This window comes from Caballeronia sp. HLA56 (assembly GCF_054655155.1).
The window spans coordinates 1439433-1460828 of the sequence record NZ_BAAHOB010000005.1; the positions used below are offsets into that span (position 1 = coordinate 1439433).

General features: G+C 64.0%; 20 protein-coding genes. 14 read left to right on the forward strand and 6 right to left on the reverse strand.

Translation table 11 applies throughout. From position 1 onward, the window contains the following. Window positions 1-156 precede the first annotated feature (156 nt). Complete coding sequence (locus ACYQ47_RS26335) at window positions 157-612, forward strand: response regulator (protein ID WP_459907666.1); 456 nt, start codon at window positions 157-159, stop codon at window positions 610-612. Here the strand turns inward: ACYQ47_RS26335 and ACYQ47_RS26340 are convergent. Beyond that, window positions 512-1816: a cyanate transporter gene (locus tag ACYQ47_RS26340; RefSeq protein ID WP_459907668.1), complete on the reverse strand. Its 1305-nt coding sequence runs from the start codon at window positions 1814-1816 to the stop codon at window positions 512-514. The two genes, ACYQ47_RS26335 and ACYQ47_RS26340, sit on opposite strands and share 101 nt — an antisense overlap. Further along, entirely contained in the window at window positions 1813-3003 is a 1191-nt protein-coding gene (locus ACYQ47_RS26345) for an amidohydrolase family protein (protein WP_459907670.1), read from the reverse strand. Before ACYQ47_RS26345 ends, ACYQ47_RS26340 begins: the two co-directional genes overlap by 4 nt. A 130-nt stretch (window positions 3004-3133) precedes the next feature. On the opposite strand from ACYQ47_RS26345, the gene ACYQ47_RS26350 reads away from it, so the two are divergent. Beyond that, the gene (locus ACYQ47_RS26350) at window positions 3134-3820 is read left to right on the forward strand and encodes a GntR family transcriptional regulator (RefSeq protein ID WP_250492607.1); all 687 of its coding nucleotides are present in this window, start codon (window positions 3134-3136) and stop codon (window positions 3818-3820) included. A 46-nt stretch (window positions 3821-3866) separates the two neighbouring features. Here the strand turns inward: ACYQ47_RS26350 and ACYQ47_RS26355 are convergent, their stop codons facing one another. Next, a complete protein-coding gene (locus tag ACYQ47_RS26355; protein ID WP_459907672.1) occupies window positions 3867-5429 on the reverse strand; it encodes an acid phosphatase in 1563 nt (520 codons plus the stop codon). 243 nt (window positions 5430-5672) lie between these two features. On the opposite strand from ACYQ47_RS26355, the gene ACYQ47_RS26360 reads away from it, so the two are divergent. The 3 genes from ACYQ47_RS26360 to ACYQ47_RS26370 all read left to right on the forward strand — a co-directional run bounded on the left by ACYQ47_RS26360 (window position 5673) and on the right by ACYQ47_RS26370 (window position 8054). Then, the gene (locus ACYQ47_RS26360; protein WP_459907674.1) at window positions 5673-7016 is read left to right on the forward strand and encodes a cytochrome-c peroxidase; all 1344 of its coding nucleotides are present in this window, start codon (window positions 5673-5675) and stop codon (window positions 7014-7016) included. A gap of 153 nt (window positions 7017-7169) precedes the next feature. Continuing rightward, the gene (locus ACYQ47_RS26365; protein ID WP_244825701.1) at window positions 7170-7568 is read left to right on the forward strand and encodes an RT0821/Lpp0805 family surface protein; all 399 of its coding nucleotides are present in this window, start codon (window positions 7170-7172) and stop codon (window positions 7566-7568) included. Between the two features lie 36 nt (window positions 7569-7604). Then, window positions 7605-8054, forward strand: a complete 450-nt coding sequence (locus ACYQ47_RS26370; protein WP_250465229.1) for an NUDIX hydrolase — start codon at window positions 7605-7607, stop codon at window positions 8052-8054. 2 nt (window positions 8055-8056) lie between these two features. Here ACYQ47_RS26370 and ACYQ47_RS26375 read toward each other — a convergent pair whose 3' ends face one another. Then, on the reverse strand, window positions 8057-9040 hold the full coding sequence (locus tag ACYQ47_RS26375) for a transporter substrate-binding domain-containing protein (protein ID WP_244825699.1): 984 nt from the start codon (window positions 9038-9040) through the stop codon (window positions 8057-8059). Window positions 9041-9163: 123 nt separating this feature from the next. Then, on the reverse strand, window positions 9164-10873 hold the full coding sequence (locus ACYQ47_RS26380) for a glutamine--tRNA ligase/YqeY domain fusion protein (RefSeq protein ID WP_459907677.1): 1710 nt from the start codon (window positions 10871-10873) through the stop codon (window positions 9164-9166). A gap of 373 nt (window positions 10874-11246) precedes the next feature. Here ACYQ47_RS26380 and ACYQ47_RS26385 point away from each other — a divergent pair, with 373 nt between their 5' ends. Further along, on the forward strand, window positions 11247-11447 hold the full coding sequence (locus ACYQ47_RS26385; protein ID WP_244825697.1) for an ornithine carbamoyltransferase: 201 nt from the start codon (window positions 11247-11249) through the stop codon (window positions 11445-11447). A 16-nt stretch (window positions 11448-11463) separates the two neighbouring features. Here the strand turns inward: ACYQ47_RS26385 and ACYQ47_RS26390 are convergent, their stop codons facing one another. Then, window positions 11464-12684, reverse strand: a complete 1221-nt coding sequence (locus ACYQ47_RS26390; RefSeq protein ID WP_459907680.1) for a CaiB/BaiF CoA transferase family protein — start codon at window positions 12682-12684, stop codon at window positions 11464-11466. Between the two features lie 251 nt (window positions 12685-12935). Between ACYQ47_RS26390 and alaS the strand changes: the two genes are divergently transcribed. The 8 genes from alaS (at window position 12936) to ACYQ47_RS26430 (ending at window position 21395) form a co-directional block, all read left to right on the forward strand. Next, entirely contained in the window at window positions 12936-15560 is a 2625-nt protein-coding gene (gene alaS / locus ACYQ47_RS26395; protein ID WP_250465226.1) for an alanine--tRNA ligase, read from the forward strand. 124 nt (window positions 15561-15684) lie between these two features. Beyond that, window positions 15685-15921, forward strand: a complete 237-nt coding sequence (locus tag ACYQ47_RS26400; RefSeq protein WP_244825693.1) for a hypothetical protein — start codon at window positions 15685-15687, stop codon at window positions 15919-15921. 400 nt (window positions 15922-16321) lie between these two features. Beyond that, entirely contained in the window at window positions 16322-17359 is a 1038-nt protein-coding gene (locus ACYQ47_RS26405; RefSeq protein ID WP_459909323.1) for a threonine aldolase family protein, read from the forward strand. A gap of 17 nt (window positions 17360-17376) precedes the next feature. After that, the gene (locus ACYQ47_RS26410; protein WP_459907683.1) at window positions 17377-17814 is read left to right on the forward strand and encodes an acyl-CoA thioesterase; all 438 of its coding nucleotides are present in this window, start codon (window positions 17377-17379) and stop codon (window positions 17812-17814) included. Window positions 17815-17884: 70 nt separating this feature from the next. Further along, window positions 17885-18766 carry a branched-chain amino acid ABC transporter permease gene (locus tag ACYQ47_RS26415; RefSeq protein WP_459909325.1) on the forward strand — a complete coding sequence of 294 codons (882 nt, stop codon included), beginning with the start codon at window positions 17885-17887 and terminating at the stop codon, window positions 18764-18766. After that, window positions 18759-19886, forward strand: coding sequence for a branched-chain amino acid ABC transporter permease (locus ACYQ47_RS26420; protein WP_459907685.1), 1128 nt, complete (start codon window positions 18759-18761; stop codon window positions 19884-19886). The genes ACYQ47_RS26415 and ACYQ47_RS26420 overlap by 8 nt, the downstream gene beginning before the upstream one ends. 76 nt (window positions 19887-19962) lie before the next feature. Next, window positions 19963-20700 (forward strand): ABC transporter ATP-binding protein, encoded by a 738-nt coding sequence (locus ACYQ47_RS26425; protein ID WP_459907687.1) that lies wholly within the window; start codon window positions 19963-19965, stop codon window positions 20698-20700. Then, complete coding sequence (locus ACYQ47_RS26430) at window positions 20697-21395, forward strand: ABC transporter ATP-binding protein (RefSeq protein WP_459907689.1); 699 nt, start codon at window positions 20697-20699, stop codon at window positions 21393-21395. Before ACYQ47_RS26425 ends, ACYQ47_RS26430 begins: the two co-directional genes overlap by 4 nt. Window position 21396 lies beyond the last annotated feature (1 nt).

The window sequence follows — 21396 nt, forward strand, 5'->3', positions numbered from 1 at the left end:
ACGGGCCAAGGCTCCGGCTGAAATTGGCTGGCTTTGGCTGGATTAACCGGTTCGTACAACACTTGCGCTGCACACCTAGGATGCATTTGCGCCCCAGCATGGCGCATTGGATGCACCGCGTGTGCGGCTGGCAAACCTGTGTCGCCAGAGGATGACGTGAATAATCGAGCATACGAAACCAGTCCAGCTCAGTGCTCGCTTTGGAATCGCAAGAAGCTGCGGGTGCGGCCGGATGCGCGGCGCGTGCTCGTCGCGTACGCGGAGCGGGCGCTCGGCATATCGCTCGTGTCGTTGTTCGAGCTGAAAGGATTTCCGACGCAGCTTGCCATCGATGCGACATCGCTCAAGGGCATCGTCGAGGAGTGGCGGCCGCATTTGGTCTTCTTCGATACGCGCATCGGCGGCTGCGCCAACTATGCACTCGTGCGCGAAGTGCGCCGTCAGGACGACGACGCGGGCCGCCTGATCATCGCGATGAGCAGCTTTCTTCCCGAAGAGCCGCTCGGGCGTCTCAAGGAAGCGGGCTACGACGGGCATTGCCGCCGCCCGTGCCCCGTGTGGCAGATGACGGATCTGCTCGACGAATACTTCGCGTGCCACGCGGTGCGTTGAAGTCCGCACGCTGACGCTGCATCGCGCGCGCATAGCTCCGCGGGCCGAACACGGCATTGAGCGCGATCATCGCGATGAGGCTCGCCGCGAGCATGGCCCACGACATCGCGAAGCCGCCGCTTGCGTCGCGCACGATGCCGGCAATCACCGGCGCTGCCGCCGCGATCACGAAACCCACGCCCTGCACGAACGCGACGAGACGCGCGGCGAGTTCGGGGTCGTCGGCGTGATCGAGCGTCAATACGAGCGTGAGCGAAAACACGCCGCCGAGTCCCGCGCCGAGCAACGCCACGACCATAACGGGCAACGCGAGCGGCGCGTACAGCAGCAATCCGAATCCCGCGAGTTGAGCGGCAAGGCCGGCTGCGATCCACGCGCGCCGGTCGCGAGCGCGTCCGAAGCGAGCGGCCGCCATCGGCAAGAGCAGCGCGGACGACGCCTGAAACACCGTGAGCAACGCGAGCAGCGTGCCGCTTTCGCGGACGCCCTGACCGAGTTGTTGATAGTACGCGGGCAACCACGCGACAAGACTCGTATAGCCGCCGTTGACGAGCCCGAAAAACACGCCGAGCGCCCACGCGCGACGATTCGAAAAGAGCGAAGGCTTAGAAGTCGTATCGCGTGTGACGACGGGACGAGGCAAGGCATCCGCGCGCATCAGAAGCAGCCACAACGCGAGCGCGATGAGCGCGGGTATCGCCCAGACAGCGAGACCTGTTTGCCAGCTTGCGAGCGCGGCCACGTTGGGCGTGATGCTCGCGCCGAGTCCGCCGCCCGCCATGATCGATGCGGAGTAGAGGCCCATCGCAAAGGGCAGGCGCGCGGCGAAGCGCGTTTTCATGACACCGGGCAGAAGCGCCTGAATGACCGCGACGCCCGTGCCCGCGACCGCCGCGCTTGCGATCAACGCCGCCGCTTCGCCCGCGAAAACACGCGCCGCGCACGCCGCGACGATCGCCACGAGCCCGATAGCCACGCCACGCGCATTGCCGATAGCCCGGGTCAGCGCGCTCGCCCCGAATGCGCAGACGCCCATGGCGACCACGGGCAGGCCGGTGAGCAGTGAAGCGCCACGAAACGACAAGCCGGTGGCGGGCAGGATCACGTTCATCAGCGGACTGATCGACGTGAGCAGCGGCCGCAGATTCAAACCGATTGCGACAATCACCGCCAGCCATACAAGGTTCGATGCGCGTGCTTTCATCGCGTGAAGTCCGCGGGAATGATCGTGCCGTTCGACATCACGAAGCGGCGAGCGGGGCGCATGGCGACGGCCTGCGCGACCGTTTCGGCATCGACGAGCACGAGGTCCGCGCGCATGCCCGCGGCAAGGCCATAATCCGCGAAGCCGCAACCGCGTGCCGCTTCGCTCGATACGCATGCGAAGGCCGCGGCGAGATCGTCGTCGCGGCGCAGGTCGAAACGCATCGCGATGAGCATCGCGCGTTCGAGCATGTCGGGCGAGCCGAAGGGCGTCCATGTATCGCGGATGCCGTCGTTGCCGCCGAAGAGCGTCACGCCCGCCGCACGCGCCTCGCGAAACGGCGGAACGGCCACGGAGGCGGGCGCCGTGGTGAGCAGCGCCACATTCAGGCGCGCGATGCGTTCGAGCAACGCGTGGCGCCGCGCATCGGGCAACTGGCCCAGACAAAACGCGTGACTCACCACGACGCGCCCCTCGAAGCCAAGCGCCTTTACGCGATCGAGCAGCAGATCGAAGGTGAAGGCGCCGAGATCGCCGGGTTCGTGCAGGTGAATGTCGATCGGCTTGTCGTGCTTCGTGGCGAGCGCGAAGGTGATGTCGAGCGAGAGAGCGGGATCGCCGTCGATGGCTGCCGGGTCGAGCGCGCCGAGCACGTCCGCGCCGCTTCGCAATGCGGTATCGAGCAGCTCGCGCGTGCCCGCGCGCGTCGTCACGCCGGATTGCGGGAACGCGACGATCTGCATGTCGAGCACATCGGCGAGCGCGGCGCGCGTGGCGGCGACCCCTTCCAGATGACGCAGGCCGGCGTCGGTATCGATATCGACGTGGGTGCGAATGCGCGTCGTGCCCTGACGCAGAAATGCCAGCGCGAGCGCGCGCGACGCTTCGGCCGCATCGTGACCGCTTTCGGCGCGCCAGCGCCGCTCGTTCTCGATGCGATCGACAAGACGCGGCCCCACCGCATTGCGATACCACGGCATGCCCCACGTGGTCTTGTCGAGATGCGTGTGGCCTTCGACGAAGCCAGGCAGCAGCAACATGCCCGCGCCGTCGACGACCGTATCCCGCGCGGCAGGCGTCTTTTCGCCATGCGGCGCGATGGAGTCAATGGTGCGCGCGCGCACGCAGACGTCCACGGAATCGCCGCCGAACGGCCGTGCGCCGATAATCCAGATTGCCGGTTCCATACCCGAGAGCCTCCTGTTTGGTTGACCATCTTAGCAAATATTGGTCAACCAAAATCGCGGCATCGCTGATAACCCGTATTTGCCGGGCACTCGCTACAATGCGGATCAACAACAAGCACCGCACGCATTCATGGCATCGCAAAAGGACATTTCACCGGAAGAGCGCGTCTACGGCGCGGTCGCTTCCGCGCTCTTGCAGGGCAAGCTCGCGCCGGGCGCGCAACTCGTCGAGCGCGAACTCGCGGCGGCGTTCGACTGCACGCGCGGCGCCGTTCGCAAGGCGCTCGCGCGGCTTGGCGCGGAAGGCAAGCTCACGCTCGAAGTCAATCGCGGCGCGTTCGTGCCGTCACCTTCCGTCGATGATATTCGCGAGGTCTATCGCGCGCGGCAAGTGGTGGAGGCGGGCATCGTGGCGAGCCTGTGCGGCGCGCTCAAGACGCCGCAAAAGCGTGCGTTGCGTGCGCATGTGAAGAGCGAGCAGCGCGCGCTCAAAACCGGCGTCGTGGAAGAATGCGTGCGGCTCGCGGGACAGTTCCATCTGCTGCTTGCGCAGCTTGCGGGCACGCCGGAAGTCGAGGCGTTTCTCGCGCGGCTCGTCGCCAGGACGGAGCTGTATAAAGCGTTGTTCGATCCGTCGAAGGTGTCGAATTGCGCATCCGACGAACACGGGCGTCTCGTCGATGCGCTCGAAGCCGGCGATCTGCACACCGCGCTTGCCGTCATGCGCGAGCATATCGATGAACTCGAGGCGCGCGTGCTGACCGAGGCGGGCGGCCAGCGCAGCAGCGATCTGGCGTCGCTTTTCGCGGGCGCATGAAAAACGGGCCGCAAGAGGCGGCCCGTCGGTCAAGCTCGGAGACTTATCACTGCGAGAAGTTCATCGCGTTCGTCAGGTCGCCCATTGCGGGCGCGCCGTTCGCCTTCAACGCGGCATCGCGCGAAGCCAGACCCGGCAACGTCGGCAGCGAGAAACGCTTCGTGATGAAGCGCAGGATCGACGTCGTGTCGTACTGCGTGTGATCGACGAAACCCTTCTTCGCATACGGCGAGACGATGAGCGCCGGAATGCGCGTGCCCGGACCCCAGCGGTCGCCCTTCGGCGGCGCGACGTGATCCCAGAAGCCGCCGTTTTCGTCGAACGTCACGACCACGACCATGTTCTTCCACTGCGGACTGTTCTGCAGATGCGTGATCAGGTCGGCGATGTGTTGATCGCCCGAGGCCACGTCCGTATAACCCGCGTGCTCGTTCAGGTTGCCCTGCGGTTTGTAGAACGAGACTTGCGGCAAGGTGCCCGCGTCGATCGCCTTGATGAACTCCGTTCCGTTCGTGCCGCCGTCGAGCAAATGCTGCGCGCGGTTGGTCGAACCCGGCGCGAGATCGGCGAAGTAGTTGAACGGCTGATGGTGCGTCTGGAAGTTCGGCACCGAATTCACCGAGCCGCCGATCACCGAACGGCTCGCCAGCGCCGCGCCCCACGAACCGCCATACCATGCCCAGCTGATGCCCGCGTTGTTCAGCAGGTCGCCGATATGCTGCTGCGTCTGCGGCGGCAGCGTCGTCGCGGCGTTCGGGTCGGCAAGCGTCGGATCGCCACCCGTCGGCGGCGTGTTGCCGCTCGGCTGATATGGCGGCTGCATCGTGTTGATCGCGTAGAAGTCGGGCGTCAGGTTGCCCGAATTGACGAACTTCGGAATGCCCGTAAGCGCCGAAGCCGGCGAGTTCGACGCCAGCGTGAGCGACACGCCATCCGCGTTCACCGCCGAGATCGACGCCTTCGCCACGCTCTTGTCGGCGTTCGGATAAACCGGCGTACACGCGCAAACCAGCCACTGGTGATTCAGGAACGAACCGCCGAACGCGCCCATGAAGAAGTTGTCGGCGAGCGTGTATTGCTGCGCGACTTTCCACAGCGGCAGCTTTTGCGGCGGCGTGCTGTAGTGACCCATCACCATGCCGCCCGAATCCGCCCATGCGGCGAACTTGTCGTTCTTGCCGCCGTCGATCTGCATCTGGTTTTCATAGAAGCGGTGGTACAGGTCGCGCGTCGTGAGCGAGAGCGGCGTGTTGAAGCCCGCCGGATCGTCGATGGCGAAAGGCGCGTTCGGCAGATTCGCCGTCATCGCCTCGGTGACGGCAGGCGTCACGCCCGTTGCCGTCAGACCCGTCCAGATCTTCGGCAGGGTCGGCAGCACGCTGCCGTCGCGGTCGAGCTGCTGCGCGCTTGCCGCCGTCACGCTCTGCAAGCCGTTCGCGCCGGGGAAGCTGCCGTAGAGGTTATCGAAGCTGCGGTTTTCCGCGTAGATGACCACGACGTTTTTCACCGACGAGATGTCGTTGTCGTGGTGGTCGTCGCCGCCGCATGCGTATAAGCCGATTGCCAGCGCCGATGCGAGCGGCACTGCGCAAACGAGTTTCTTGTTCATCGAGGTCTCTCTTGTGTTGGGGAGCCGGCGCCGAATGCAGGCGACTTCGGCAAACGCCTTCAAGTGCCTTTTAGTGCCGGCGTGCGAAGTGTGACCACGATCAATTACGCGAACATGTAATAACGCTTTCGAATGCGTAAGGTTGTTGAAATAACCATCATGCGTTGCCCTCCGTATGACGGCGTCGGCGCTTGTCACATGAGAGACACATGAGCGTCATACCCTGCGGCATCTTTCAATTTCATGCGTCCGCAATCCATGCCTTCGATGCGTCTGCCGTTCGTTTTATGTTCCCTGTTGCTGGCCGCCTCATCCGTCGCGTTGAGCGGATGCGATTCCCACGCAGCCGATCTGGCAACGGCTCCGGCACAAGCCGCGCCATCGAAAGGGCAGTCGCGCGCGGAGGTTTTCGCGCAAGTGAAGGCAATGCAGACGGTCGGCGAGAAGCTCTTCATGGACCCGTCGCTGTCAGGCTCCGGCAAGCTCGCGTGTGCGTCCTGTCATAGTCCGAGTCATGCTTTCGGTCCGCCTAACGCGTTCTCCGTGCAGCTGGGCGGCAGCGATATGCATCGGCCTGGCTTTCGGGCGGTGCCGTCGCTCAAGTACTTGCAGTCCGTGCCGCAATTCGCCGAGCACTTCCACGATTCCGACGACGAAGGCGACGAAAGTGTCGATGCCGGCCCGACCGGCGGGCTGACGTGGGACGGCCGCGTGGACCATGGCGCGGACCAGGCGCGCATTCCGCTGCTGTCGTCGTTCGAGATGGGCAGCACGCCCGCCAAGGTCGCGGCTGCGGTCCGGGCGGCGCCTTATGCGGACGATGTCCGCCGCGCGTTCGGTGCGAGCGTATTCGATAGCGACGACCGTCTGTTCGCCTCCGTGCTGAGTTCGCTGGAAGCGTTCGAGCAGACGCCGCAGAAGTTCTTCCCCTACACGAGCAAGTTCGACGCATTCCTTGCCGGCCGCGCAAAGCTCAACGACGCCGAGATGCACGGCCTGCAGCTCTTCAACGACGAGAGCAAGGGCAATTGCGCGGCGTGTCATATCAGCCAGCGCGCGAAGGACGGCACACCGCCGCAGTTCAGCGACTTCGGCCTGATCGCCATCGGCGTGCCGCGCAATCGCGCATTGCCGATCAACGAGAATCCGAACTTTCACGATCTGGGCGCATGCGGACCCGAGCGCACCGATCTGAAGGGCCGCGACGAGTTCTGCGGACTCTTTCGCACGCCGTCGCTGCGCAACGTGGCGACGCGCAAGACCTTCTTCCACAACGGCATCTATCATTCGCTCGATGAAGTCGTGCGCTTCTATGTCGAGCGCGATACGAACCCGGAGAAGTTCTATCCGGTCTCCAAGAAGGGCGCGGTGCAAAAGTTCGACGATCTGCCGCGCAAGTACTGGGAGAACGTGAATACCGAGGCGCCGTTCGATCGAAAGCGCGGCGACAAGCCCGCACTCGACGAAGCCGAGATCAAGGACGTGGTCGCCTTCCTCGGCACGCTCACCGACGGCTACGATCCCGCCACCGACAAGAATTCGCAAAAGGGCACGGCGATCCAGGACATGAAGGCGGCATCGAACTAAAGCCCGCGATATAGCCTGCAAGGCGGCCGTTCGCCTTGTGTCATGCTATCCTCGTTGCGGCCCTCAAAGGCCCGAGCGCGCGGTTTTGCCGCCGCTCGTCATACGCGCCTCGTCTACGGCGCCGTATCGAACGCATTGCAACGAGGAGAATCTATGCCGATCGAATATCGACCGCTGGCGCGCGCCTGCATCCGGACATTGACGGCCACCGTGCTCGTCGCCGCGAGCGCTTCGGCGTTTGCGGCCAATCTGGGTTTTCTGAACAACACGCCCATCACCTACATGAAGCAGCGCGACTTGCAGGCGCTCAACCGCGCCGCGCAGACCGCGCTCGAAACCAAGAAAGACGGCGAATCGCTCGACTGGGACAACAAGGACGCGGGCAATACCGTGCCGGTCCACGGCACCATCACGCCGCGCGAGACCTTCGAAGACGCCGGTCTCAAGTGCCGCAAGGTCGAGATCGTGGCCATTGCGAAGGGGCAGACGCAGACCTGGACGCCGTCTGCCTGCAAGCAGGCGAGCGGCAAGTGGCAACTCAAGAAGCAATGACGTGCGGGTTTGCATGTTGAACGGAGCCGTCGCGCGATGACCGCCCGTACCGTATCGTGCGGCGTGGTGATCCTCAACCCGCGGGGCGACGTGCTCCTGTGCCACGCGACCGAAACCACGCATTGGGACGTGCCGAAAGGACAGGGCGATCCCGGCGAGGCGCCTATCGACGCGGCCTTGCGCGAGTTGCGCGAGGAAACGGGCATCGTGCTGCCGGCCGCGCGTCTCAAAGACCTCGGACGCTTTGTGTATCGTCGCGACAAGGACTTGCATCTTTTCGCCGTGCGCGTGAGCGACGACGAAGTGAAGCTCGAAGACTGCGTGTGCGAATCGTATTTTCCGCGCTACAGCGACGGCACCATGATTCCCGAGATGGACGGCTATCGCTGGGTCAGTCCCGCCGACGTGGACAGCTTCGCGAGCCGCAGCCTCGCGAAGCTCTTTCAAACCACGCTGTCATTGGCCGAACTGCACGACACACTCTGAATTCATTCGGCAAGATGGTCGGTCGGATTGGCGAACAGCGCTTTCATGTCCGCCGATAACGGAAACTGCAGATTGATGCCGTCCGGCGGAATGGGCTGCATGAACCAGGTGTCGTAGAGCTTCTTCGCTTCGCCCGAGCGCTGCATGCCGGCGATCACATCGTCGACGATGCGTTTGAACTCGGGATCGCCCTTGCGCATCATGCAGCCGTACGATTCATTGGAAAGCGATTCGCCCGTCACCATGTAGTCGCGGCGCGCCGCGCCTTCCTGCGCGATCTTGCCGTAGAGCAGCGGGTCGTCCATCACGAAGGCGACTGCGCGGTCGCTCTTGAGCGCCTGAAATGCCTCGGCATGATCGCGCGCACTGATGATACGCAGATTCAGCTTGCGCTCGATGCTCATCTCCCGCAGCAGCCGTTCGTCCGACGTGCCCGCCGTGGTGGAGACGGTCTTGCCCGCGAGATCGTCGTAATCGCGAATGCCCGATTTGCGCTTCACGACCATGCGAATGCCGTACAAAAAGAAACTGTTGGAAAACGCGACCAGCGGATCGCGCTCGGCCAGATGCGCGGTGCTGCCGCATTCCAGATCGACCTGATTGTTCACCACGTAGGAGATGCGGTTCGACGAGGTCACGACCACGTTCTTCACCGTGAGATTCGGCATGTTGAGCCGGCGCTTCACTTCATCGACGACTTTGAGCGCGATGTCGTAGGAGTAGCCGACCGGCTGCTGCTTGTTCAGATAAGAGAACGGCACCGACGATTCACGCGCGCCCAGGACGATCGCGCCGTTCTCGGCGATCTTGCGCAGCGTGGCCGAAGGCGGAAGCTGATCGACGGCGGCCTGCGCGGAAGCGAGCTCTTTCGCCGTGGCGGCCCATGCCGGAGAGCAGAAAGACAGCGCGGCGGACGTCGCGATGCAAACGTTTCCGACAATGACCCGGAACGCGCCCGCTCGCGGCGCGCTTGAGTACTGCTTCATGGATGTCCTCGCTGGAAGCGCGTGTTGCTGGCCCTCTGTTTGTCTTGTTCGCACCGCGGATGCGGGACCGGACGCCGCCTCTTGCGTGCGGCGCCCGTTACTCTGCAACTAAAACTGCGACGCTCAGGCAGGCTTGCCCCAGCTATCGCGCAAGCTGACGATACGGTTGAACACCGGCTTGCCTGGTTGCGAATCCAGACGGTCCGCGACGAAATAGCCGTGGCGCTCGAACTGGAAGCGGTCTTCGGCGTTGGCTTCGCGCGCGCTGGGTTCCAAAAACGCATTGACGATGCGCTTCGAATCCGGATTCAACGCATCCAGAAATTCCGCGCCACCCGCGCCCGGTTGCGGCTCCTTGAACAGGCGGTCGTAGATCCGCACTTCGGCCGCGTAGGCCGTCGCGGCGCTGACCCAGTGGATCGTGCCCTTGACCTTGTACGCGTTCGCGCCGTCCGTGCCCGACTTGCTGTCCGGGAAGTAGTTGCAATGCACGGCGATCACCTTGCCGTTCTCGTCCTTGTCCGCGCCCGTGCACTCCACCACGAAGCCGTACTTGAGCCGCACCTTGTTGCCGGGGAAAAGGCGGAAGTAGCCCTTCTGCGGCGATTCCTGAAAGTCTTCGCGTTCTATCCACAATTCGCGCGAGAACGGAAATTTGCGCGTGCCGCGTTCAGCATGATGCGGATGCACGGGCGCGCTGCATTCCTCGATTTGTCCTTCCGGATAATTGTCGATGATGAGCTTGAGCGGATCGAGCACCGCGATTGCGCGCGGGGCTTTCTCGTCGAGATCGTCACGCAGCGCGCCTTCGAGCACGCTCATGTCGATCCACGAATCGACCTTGGTCACGCCCACGCGTTCCACCATCAAGCGGATGCTTTCCGGCGTGAAGCCACGGCGGCGCACGCCCACGATGGTCGGCATGCGCGGGTCGTCCCAGCCGTCCACGTGATTCTCCTGCACGAGTTGCAGGAGCTTGCGCTTGCTCGTGATGGCATACGTCAGGTTCAGGCGCGAGAATTCGATCTGCTGCGGCAGGGGACGCGCGAACACGCCATCGTCGGCGAGTTGCGCCAGGAACCAGTCGTAGAGTGGCCGGTGATCCTCGAACTCCAGCGTGCACAGCGAGTGCGTGATGTTTTCGAGCGCGTCCGATACGCAATGCGCGTAGTCGTACATCGGATAGATGCACCACTTGTCGCCCGTGCGGTAATGGTGCGCGAAGCGGATGCGGTAGATGACCGGATCGCGCATGTTGAAGTTCGGCGCCGCCATGTCGATCTTCGCGCGCAGCACGTGCTCGCCTTCCTTGAACTCGCCCGCCTTCATGCGGCGGAAGAGGTCGAGGTTTTCATCGGGCGTGCGGTCGCGATACGGCGAGTTGATGCCCGCTTCGGTTGCCGAGCCGCGCGTGGCGCGCATTTCCTCGGCGGTCTGGCTATCGACGTAGGCCTGGCCTTTCTTGATGAGCAGCTCGGCGCATTCGTACAGCTTGTCGTAGTAGTCGCTCGCGAAGTATTTGTGTTCGCGGCCGTCCTTGTTCCACTCGAAGCCTAGCCACTCGACCGCGTCGATGATCGAATCCACGTACTCGACGCTTTCCTTCTCGGGGTTCGTGTCGTCGAAACGCAGATGGCATACGCCGCCGTAATCCGCGGCCAGCCCGAAGTTCACGCAGATGCTTTTCGCGTGACCGATATGCAGATAACCGTTCGGCTCGGGTGGGAAGCGGGTCTCGACACGCTGCGACCACTTACCTGAACGGTTGTCGTCTTCGATGATGTTGCGAATGAAATTGGATGGCGCCGGGGCGTCGTTGCGATCGGTGTTCATGCGAAAAGAAGTGCCAACGGATGCGCTCGCGTGTGATCGGTTCGGGAAACGTTCCTCGCGGCTCGGAACGCGTTCGAATGCTAGGTATATCGGGATGATTCTACCTTACGCAACCCGCGCGGGCAGGCGCTCGCGGGTTTCGCCGATGCCGCCTTTCCATGCGCTGCGGATCGGCCTGCATATTCCGGCTCCCGCGTTACACCTGTGAAGCACTTATTCGGTCACCGTAACGAGGGTAACGGAAGGTAAATCGCGTTGTGGGCGGGGCGCGCGGGCTTTTATGATCGGCTCGCCGGTCGGGTTGCAAGCCGGCAAGCGGTGCGACTACAAGACATCACAACGACAACACAACGAGAACACAGGGTATTCGACCATGAACAAGATCATCAAGCTCGCGGCGGTGGCCGCGCTCGTGACGAGCCTCACAGCCTGCGCGGGCGTGTCGCGTCAGCAGGCTCACGCGGCCATCGGCGCGGGCGCGGGCGGGGCGCTCGGCTACGTGCTCACGGGCGGGCCGCTCGGGACCATCGCCGGGGCGGCGGCGGGCGGGCTGATCGGCGCGGGAACGCGTTGATACCGGCGTATCGCGCTCAAATCACCTTGCCCTTTCGCAACTGCGTAATGCGCGCATCGTCGTAACCGAGCACGTCCTTGAGCACGCTCGTGGTGTGTTCGCCGAGCATCGGCGGATGCGTGCGTGCTTCGGGCGGCGTCGCGCTCATTTTGATGGGGCTTGCCACGAGCTTCACGTCGCCGCCTTCCGGATGCGGCAGATCGATACGCATCCCGCGCGCCAGCACTTGCGGGTCGTCGAACACTTCGCCGAGATCGTTGATCGGGCCGCACGGCACGCCCGCCGCTTCCAGCGCGGCGAGCCATTCGTGCTTGCCGCGCGTGGCGACCATGTCGGCGAGAAGCGGCACGAGCACGTCGCGATTGCGCACGCGTGACGGGTTCTTCGCGAAGCGCGGATCGTCGGCGAGATGCGCGCATGCGCCTGCCTCGACGAATTTGCGAAACTGCCCGTCGTTGCCGACCGCGACGATGATCCAGCCATCGCTCGTCTGAAACGTCTGGTACGGCACGATGTTCGGATGCGCGTTGCCCCAGCGCACCGGCGGCTTGCCGCTCGCGAGATAGTTGGTGTTCATGTTGGCGAGCATGGCGACCTGCACGTCGAGCAGCGCCATGTCGATATATTGCCCTTCGCCCGTGCGATCCCGGTGCGAGAGCGCCGCCAGCACGCCGACTGTCGCGTACATGCCGGTCATGAGGTCGGCGATGGCGACGCCTGCCTTTTGCGGACCGCCGCCGGGTTGTCCGTCGCGCTCGCCGGTGATGCTCATGAAGCCGCCAATGCCCTGAATGATGAAATCGTAGCCCGCGCGCTCCGCATATGGCCCGGTCTGCCCGAAGCCTGTTATCGAGCAATAGACGATATCCGGCTTCACTTCTTTCAGCGATTCATAGTCGAGCCCGTACTTCTTCAACTGACCGACCTTGTAGTTCTCCAGCACGACATCGCTTCGAGCGGCCAGCGCGCGCACGATCCGCTGACCTTCGTCGCTCGCGATATCGACCGTCACCGAGCGCTTGTTGCGATTCGCCGCAAGATAGTAGGCGGCCTCGCGCGTGTCTTCGCCATCGGGCTTCTTGAGATAGGGCGGGCCCCAGTGACGGGTGTCGTCGCCGGTTTCGGGCCGCTCGATCTTGATGACCTCCGCGCCCAGGTCGGCGAGCGTCTGCGCGCACCACGGTCCCGCGAGCACGCGGGTCAGGTCGAGTACGCGGATATGGCTGAGTGCTCCCATGCGTCGTGTCTCTCGTCTCGGATTTGGTTTCTGACCACGCGACTGTCGCATAGAACGGACGGGCGCGCGAGGGCGCTTTATCCGTTGCAGACGCCTGGCGCGCGCCGGTTCGGCACCGCGAATCCCGTATAATCAAAAATTACTCGGAATAGCCTTAAGTCTTGCCGAAACCCGCATCAGAAGGGCTTCAAACGGGCTTTACCAAGGCTTCGTCAGAAAACCAGCAGAACACGCAAAACGCCCCGTACGCCATGAAAGCCGCCGAAATACGCGAGAAATTTCTGAAGTTTTTCGAATCGAAGGGACATACGATCGTCCGTTCGTCGAGCCTCGTGCCGGGCAACGACCCGACGCTGCTCTTCACCAACTCGGGCATGGTCCAGTTCAAGGACGTGTTCCTCGGTGCCGAAGCGCGGCCGTACTCGCGCGCAACCACCGCGCAGCGCAGCGTGCGCGCGGGCGGCAAGCATAACGATCTGGAGAACGTCGGCTACACGGCGCGGCATCACACGTTCTTCGAGATGCTCGGCAACTTCTCGTTCGGCGACTACTTCAAGCGCGACGCCATCCACTACTGCTGGGAGCTGTTGACGAAGGTCTACATGCTGCCGCCGGAAAAGCTCACCGTCACGGTCTATCAGGAAGACGACGAAGCGTACGCCATCTGGGAAAAGGAAATCGGCGTGCCGGCGGAACGCATCATCCGCATCGGCGACAACAAGGGCGCGCGCTACGCATCCGACAACTTCTGGCAAATGGCCGACACCGGCCCGTGCGGTCCGTGCTCCGAAGTGTTCTACGACCACGGTCCGGAAATCTGGGGCGGCCCGCCGGGATCGCCGGAGGAAGACGGCGACCGCTTCATCGAGATCTGGAATCTCGTGTTCATGCAGTTCAACCGCGACGCGCAAGGCAACATGACGCCGCTGCCCAAGCAGTGCGTCGATACCGGCATGGGCCTCGAACGTCTCGCCGCCGTGCTGCAGCACGTGCACAGCAACTACGAGATCGACCTCTTTCAGACGCTCATCAAGGCCGCGGGCCGCGAGACCCATACGGCCGATCTGGAAAACAACTCGCTGAAGGTCATTGCCGACCATATCCGCGCGTGCTCGTTCCTGATCGTCGATGGCGTGATTCCCGGCAACGAAGGCCGCGGTTACGTGCTGCGCCGTATCGTGCGCCGCGCCATTCGTCATGGCTACAAACTCGGCCGGCGCGGCTCGTTCTTCCACAAGCTCGTGCCGGACCTCGTCGCGGAAATGGGCGCGGCTTACCCCGAACTTGTCGATGCTCAACAGCGCGTCACCGATGTGCTGCGCCAGGAAGAAGAGCGCTTCTTCGAGACCATCGAGCACGGCATGTCGATTCTCGAAGGCGAACTGGCCGAACTCGACAAGAAGGGCGTGAAGCAACTGGACGGCGAACTCGCGTTCAAGCTGCACGATACCTACGGTTTCCCGCTCGATCTCACGGCCGACGTATGCCGCGAACGCGGCGTGACGGTGGACGAACCCGCCTTCGACGACGCCATGGCGCGTCAGCGCGATCAGGCGCGCGCGGCGGGCAAGTTCAAGCTCGCGGCCGGCCTCGAATACTCGGGCGCCAAGACCACGTTCCACGGCTACGAGAAGGAAATCTTCGACGACGCGAAAGTCATCGCGCTTTATGTGGAGGGCGCGTCGGTGAACGAGGCGCAAGCGGGCCAGCAAGCGGTCGTCGTGCTCGATCACACGCCGTTCTATGCGGAATCCGGCGGTCAGGTGGGCGATCAGGGCGTGCTCGCGAATGCCTCCGCGCGCTTCGCGGTGGCAGACACGCTCAAGGTTCAGGCCGATGTCGTCGGCCACCACGGCACGGTGGAGCAGGGCACGCTCAAGGTCGGCGACGTGGTGAAGGCGCAGATCGACGCCATCCGCCGCGCGCGCACCGCACGCAATCACTCGTCCACGCACTTGATGCACAAGGCGTTGCGCGAAGTGCTCGGCGGTCATGTGCAGCAGAAAGGCTCGCTCGTCGACGCCGACAAGACGCGCTTCGACTTCGCACACAACGCGCCGATGACGGACGACGAGATCCGCCGCGTCGAGCAGATCGTCAATCAGGAAGTGCTTGCGAACGCGCCGGGCGTCGTGCGCGTCATGTCTTACGACGAAGCGGTGAAGGGCGGCGCCATGGCGCTCTTCGGCGAGAAGTACGGCGACACGGTGCGCGTGCTGGACCTGGGCTTTTCGCGCGAACTCTGCGGCGGCACACACGTGCAGCGCACGGGCGACATCGGCCTCTTCAAGATCGTGATGGAAGGCGGCGTGGCGGCGGGCATTCGCCGTGTCGAAGCCATCACGGGCGACAATGCCGTGCGCTATGTGCAGGAGCTGGATCAGCGTATCAACGCGGCGGCGGGCGCCCTCAAGGCACAACCGTCCGAACTCACGCAGCGTATCGCGCAGGTTCAGGAGCACGTGAAGTCGCTGGAGAGGGAACTGGGCGCGCTCAAGTCGAAGCTCGCATCGAGCCAGGGCGATGAACTCGTTTCGCAAGCCGTCGATGTCGCGGGCGTTCAAGTGCTCGCCGCGCAACTCGAAGGCGCGGACGTGAAGACGCTGCGCGAAACCGTCGACAAGCTGAAGGACAAGCTCAAGAGCGCGGCTATCGTGCTGGCTTCCGTCGAAGGCGGCAAGGTCAGCCTCATCGCGGGCGTGACGGCGGATGCATCGAAGAAGGTCAAGGCGGGCGAGCTCGTCAACTTCGTCGCGCAGCAAGTGGGCGGAAAGGGCGGCGGCCGTCCCGACATGGCGCAGGCGGGCGGCACGGAACCGGCCAAGCTGCCGGCCGCACTCGCAGGCGTGACAGGCTGGGTGCAGCAGCAGCTTTAAAGCGCGGTGGAAGTGCTTAAAACGGTCCGGTCGGCGAAAGTCACCGGGCCGTTTTTCATTACAGCCTGTCAGGCACATCTCGTGCATCTTCTCCGGTACTTTCAACCAAAAGGGGAGAACAAACATGAACCACAAGATTGCATCGATCGTGCTGGCTGGCGCAATGATCGCCGCCACGGGCGCAGCACAGGCCAAGGGATGTCTCGAAGGCGCGGCAGTCGGCGGCGTGGCGGGACACGTCGCGGGCAAGCACGGCGTGGTGGGCGCGGCGGGTGGCTGCGCGATCGGCCATCACGAAGCGAACAAGAAGGACAAGGCCGCGCAGCAAGCCAACGCCGCCAGCGGCACGACAGCGAAGTAAGCGCAGCTTCGACCCAAGTTATTGTTTACGCCATAAAGCGCGTCGCCGGCTTCGGTGGCGCGCTTTATCGTCAGATGACATGTTGAATTGGAGCGGCGCGCTGACGGCACCACGTCGTCGATGCTCGTAGCGGCAACGCGCAATCAAGACCGATAGCGCAATCGTTCGACGCTGCCCGTCGGTATCCTAAGTGTCGCGCGATTAGAACGGGCGCGGCACACGATCTATCGCTCAATCGCATTCGAATCATGCACGGCGCGATGCGGATAAAATGAGCGGACTGCTTGCACGGCACGCAACGATGGCGACCACGCGATCTTCACTCGTCCCGGGTCACGAAGCTCGTGCAGCGCCTTCTACCAGTCTTCCAGCGAATTCCATGACCGCGCCGAACGAATCCATCCAGCACTTCGCCTCCGACAATTACGCGGGTATCTGCCCCGAAGCGCTCGATGCGCTCGTCAAGGCCAACACCAGCGGCCACGAACCTGCTTACGGCGACGATTCCTGGACCGCGCGCGTGTGCGACCGCATCCGCGATCTGTTCCAGACCGACTGCGAAGTCTTCTTCGTCTTCAATGGCACGGCGGCCAATTCGCTTGCGCTGGCGTCGCTGTGCCAGTCGTATCACTCGGTCATTTGCCACGAGCTCGCGCATATCGAAACCGACGAGTGCGGCGGCCCCGAATTCTTCTCCGGCGGCTCCAAGCTTCTGACCGCCAAGGGCGAGAACGGCAAGCTCACGCCCGATGCGATCGAGGAACTCGTCACCCGACGCGCCGATATCCATTATCCGAAGCCGAAAGTCGTCTCGCTCACGCAATCGACGGAAGTGGGCACGGTCTATACCGTCGAGGAAGTGCGCGCGATTGCGGCCATCGCCAAGCGGCGGCATCTGACCGTGCATATGGATGGCGCGCGTTTCGCCAACGCGGTCGCCACGCTCGGCGTGCATCCGTCGGAGATTACGTGGCGCGCGGGCGTCGACGTGCTGTGCTTCGGCGGCACCAAGAACGGCTTGCCGGTCGGCGAAGCGGTCGTGTTTTTCGACAAGGCGCTTGCCGTGGACTTTGCTTACCGGCTGAAGCAAGCGGGGCAGCTTGCATCGAAAATGCGCTTCATCTCCGCGCCGTGGCTCGGCTTGCTCGATAACGATGTCTGGCTGCGCAACGCGCGTCACGCCAACTCAATGGCGCAATCGATGGCCGAGCGTCTCGCGAATATTCCTGGCGTACAGGTGCTCTTCAAGCCGGAATCGAACGCGGTGTTCGCGGAATTGCCGCCGCACGTCGCCACCGCCTTGCGCGCGAAAGGCTGGAAGTTCTATCAGTTCATCGGGTCGGGCGGCTGCCGCCTGATGTGCGCATGGGACACGCGCGAGGACACCGTCGAGCGCTTCGCCGACGAAGTCCGCGCACTCGCAGCGATCAACCGCTGATGCAGCCGCCGCCGACGATGAGCAAACCGCAACCCACGCGCCGCGCGGACTATCCGCACTTCCTTACCATCAGCACGCGCTGGTCCGACAACGATGTCTATGGTCATATCAACAACGTCGTCTACTACAGCTACTTCGATACCGTCGTGAACGAGTATCTGCTGCGCTCGGGCGTGCTCGACTTCGCGGGCGGCGAGACGATCGGGCTCGTCGTGGAAACGCGCTGCAATTTTTTCGAGTCGGTTTCGTTTCCCGATCTGATCGATGCGGGCTTGCGCGTGGAAAAGCTCGGCACGACGAGCGTGCGCTACGAGGTCGGCATCTTCACGCAAGGCTCAAAGAGCGCGGCGGCGCAGGGCCATTTCGTGCATGTCTATGTGAACCGCATGACGCGCCGGCCGGTGCCTTTGCCCGAGCGTCTCGTCGATGCCTTGAAGCCGCTCGTCAACGCTTGAGGATTGTTCCGTGCTTCAGTGGTTCAGCGTGAGCCTGCTCAACGGCGTGAGCGTCGGGCTGCTGCTCTTCATGCTCTGTGCGGGCCTCACGCTCATCTTCTCGATGCTCGGCGTGCTCAACTTCGCGCACGCGAGCTTCTATATGCTCGGCGCGTATGTCGGTCAGGCGCTGGCTTCGTATGGCGGATTCTGGCTGGCACTCGTCGTGGCGCCTTTGATCGTCGGCTGCGCGGGGGCGTTGTTCGAGCGCTATCTGCTCAAGCGCGTGCATGCGCGCGGCGCGCTCGCCGAGTTGCTGCTCACGTTCGGCGCGGCCATCGTGATAGGCGAGGGCGTGAAGCTCGTATGGGGGCTCGGACCGTTGCCCGCGACGATTCCCTCCGTGCTCGACGGGCCGCTCTTCACCTGGTACGGCGCCGCATTTCCACGCTATCGCGTGTTCATGATGCTGCTTGCCATCCTCATGCTCGGCGCGTTGCATGTCGTGTTGCGCGTATCGAAGACGGGGCTCGTGGTGCGCGCGGCGCTCACGCATTCCGCGACCGTCGAAACGCTCGGCCACGATGTCCCGCGCGTCTTCACGACGGTGTTCGCCGCCGGCACGGCGCTGGCGGCGCTCGCGGGCGTGATCGGCGCGCCGCTTGCCGTGCTCGAACCGTCGATGGCCGATGCCGTCGGTCCCATCGTGTTCGTCGTCGTGGTCATCGGCGGGCTGGGCTCGCTTTCGGGGGCGCTCGTCGCGTCGCTCTTGATCGGCTGCGTGCAGACATTCGCCGTGGGCACGACGGCATCGGCGGGGAGCATTGCTGCCTGGTTCGGCGTGCGTTTGCCGGACGCTTGGGCCGCGCTCACCGTCGCGCAACTCGCGCCCGTGCTGCCGTACCTGTTGCTCGTCGCGATGCTGGCGGCGCGTCCACGCGGACTCTTCGGTGAAGAGACGCGCGATGCTTAAGTCCCTCGCGCCGTGGCTCGCACTCGTCGCGGCGCTTGCGATACCGCCGCTTTGCTTCGATCGATCCTGGCTGCTTGCGTATCTCGCGCAGACGGCGACGCTCATCGTTTTCGCGCTCTCGTACAACTTGCTGCTCGGGCAGACGGGCTTGCTTTCCTTCGGTCACGCGGTTTATGCGGGGTTCGGCGCTTTCGCCGCCGCGCATGTGTTCAATCGCTTTGGCGTGCCGTTGCCATTGCTGCCATTGATCGGCGGATGCTTTGCGGTGCTCGCGGCCATCGTCTTCGGCGCGATCTCGACGCAACGCGGCGGCACGGCTTTCGCGATGATCACGCTAGGCATCGGCGAATTGGTTGCGGCAAGCGTCTGGCTCGTGCCGGGCTGGTTCGGCGGCGAGGGTGGCGTGGCGATCGATCGCGCGAGCGGCGCTGCGCTCTTCGGATGGACATTCGGCCCGTTGCGGCAGGCGTATGCGTTGATCGCGTGCTGGTGTGTCGTGTCGGCTTGCGCGATGTTCGCGTTCTCTCGCACGCCGCTTTGTCGCCTCGCCAACGCCGTGCGCGACAATCCCGTGCGCGCGGCGGCGATAGGCGCGTCGCCACGGCGCGTGCGCTTCACGATGCTCGTCGTATCCGCGTTCTTCGCGGGCATTGCAGGCGTGTTGTCGCTCGTGAATGTCGAACTGGCATCGGCGGAAAGCGTCGGGCTTGCGAGATCGACGAGTGTGCTGGTGGCGACGGTCATCGGCGGGACCGGAAGCTTCTTTGGGCCGATTTCCGGGGCGGTGCTGCTCACGTTTTTCAGCGTGGCGGTGGCGAGCGTGTCCGCTGCCTGGCCGATGTATCTCGGACTGTGCTTCGTGTGGGTGATCGTCGCGGCGCCCGATGGCGTCGCTGGCTTCTTCACGCGCATGCGCACGCGCCCGCTTCGTTCGACCATGTATGCCATGTCGAGCACGCTGGCGTTCGGTGCGGCCGTGGTCATCGCGGTGGAGACGCTCTATGCGCGACAAGCGGATGCAAGCGCGTTGCCGCACGGCGTTTGGTGGATCGCGTTGCCTTGCTTGGCGGTCGGCGTTGGGCTCGCGTGGATCGATCGACGGGCGCGGGGCGTGCGATGAACATGGGTCTTGAACCGCGTGAGTTCGGCGAGCGCTTCAGGGCGATGTTTGCCGCCAGTCGCAAAGGGTACACGCCATGACCATCGCCCTCGAATTGCACGGCATCGCGAAACGGTTCGGTCCGACGCGCGTTCTGCGCGGTATCGATCTGCAAGTGCAAAGCGGCGAACGTCATGCGCTTATCGGCCCGAACGGCGCAGGCAAGTCCACGCTCTTCGACACCATTTCCGGGCGCACCAAACCCGACGAAGGGCGCATCGTGGCGATCGGTATCGACATCACCGGTCGCGCGCCGCAACGCATTAGCCGAGTGCTTGCGCGCAGCTTCCAGACGACGAGCGTCTTCACCGGCTTGAGCGTGCTCGACAATCTGCGTTGTGCGGCGTTGGGCTCGGCTTCCTCGCGCAGGATCGATCGCTGGCTGCCGTCGCGCGCGCTCGAAGACCGCGCCCGCGCCATGCTAGATGCCATCGGCCTGGCCGCTCACGCCGACGTACCCGCCGCACGGCTCACGTATGCGGAACAGCGCGCGCTCGATCTAGGCATCGCGCTTGCCACCGATGCGCCGCTCATTCTCCTCGACGAACCCACGGCGGGGATGAACCGCGCGGAGGCATCGCGCGCGCTGGCGCTGATTCGGGCGACGACGCAAGGGCGCACGCTCGTCGTCATCGAGCACGACATGGACGCGGTGTTCGGCCTCGCGGATCGCATCTCCGTGCTGGTTCAGGGGCGCGTGATCGCCACCGGCACGCCTGCGGCGATTCGCGACGATCGCGTGGTGCGCGAGGCGTATCTGGGGGAATCGCGATGAGCGCCTTATTGCGTATCCACGATCTGCACGCGTGGCATGGCGCGGCACAGGTACTGCACGGCGTGAACCTGTCGATAGCCGAAGGCGAGATCGTCGCGCTCGTGGGCCGCAATGGTTCGGGGCGCTCGACGCTCGCGAAGTCCATCATGGGCCTCGTGCGCTGCGAGGGCGAGATGCGGTTTCGCGATGCATCGCTCGTCGGGCTGCGGCCGTTTCGCATCGCGCGCATGGGAATTGGCTACGTGCCTGAAACGCGCGATGTGTTTCCGGGCTTGAGCGTGCGCGAGAATCTCGTGCTGGGCGAGCGTCCGGGCACGCGCTTCAGTGTGGACGATGCTTATCGCCTCTTCCCCGTATTGCGGGAGCGCGCGCGAGTGAAGGCCGGCGCGTTGTCGGGCGGCGAACAGCAAATGCTGGCGCTGGCGAGAACGCTGGCGGGCGATCCGTCGTTGGTGGTCATCGACGAACCCGGCGAAGGGCTCGCGCCGCAAGTGCTGACGCAAGTGGCGGCCTGCCTCGCGGGTCTGCGCGAACGCGGCGTGGCCATACTGCTGATCGAAGAGCGCCTGACGATCGCGCGCATGCTCGATGCGCGCGTCGCGGTGATGGGGCACGGCGCGGTTCAGTTCGACGGGGCGTTGGGGGAGCTGGAAACACGTGCCGATGTGCAGCGAGAATGGCTGTCGGTGGGTTAGC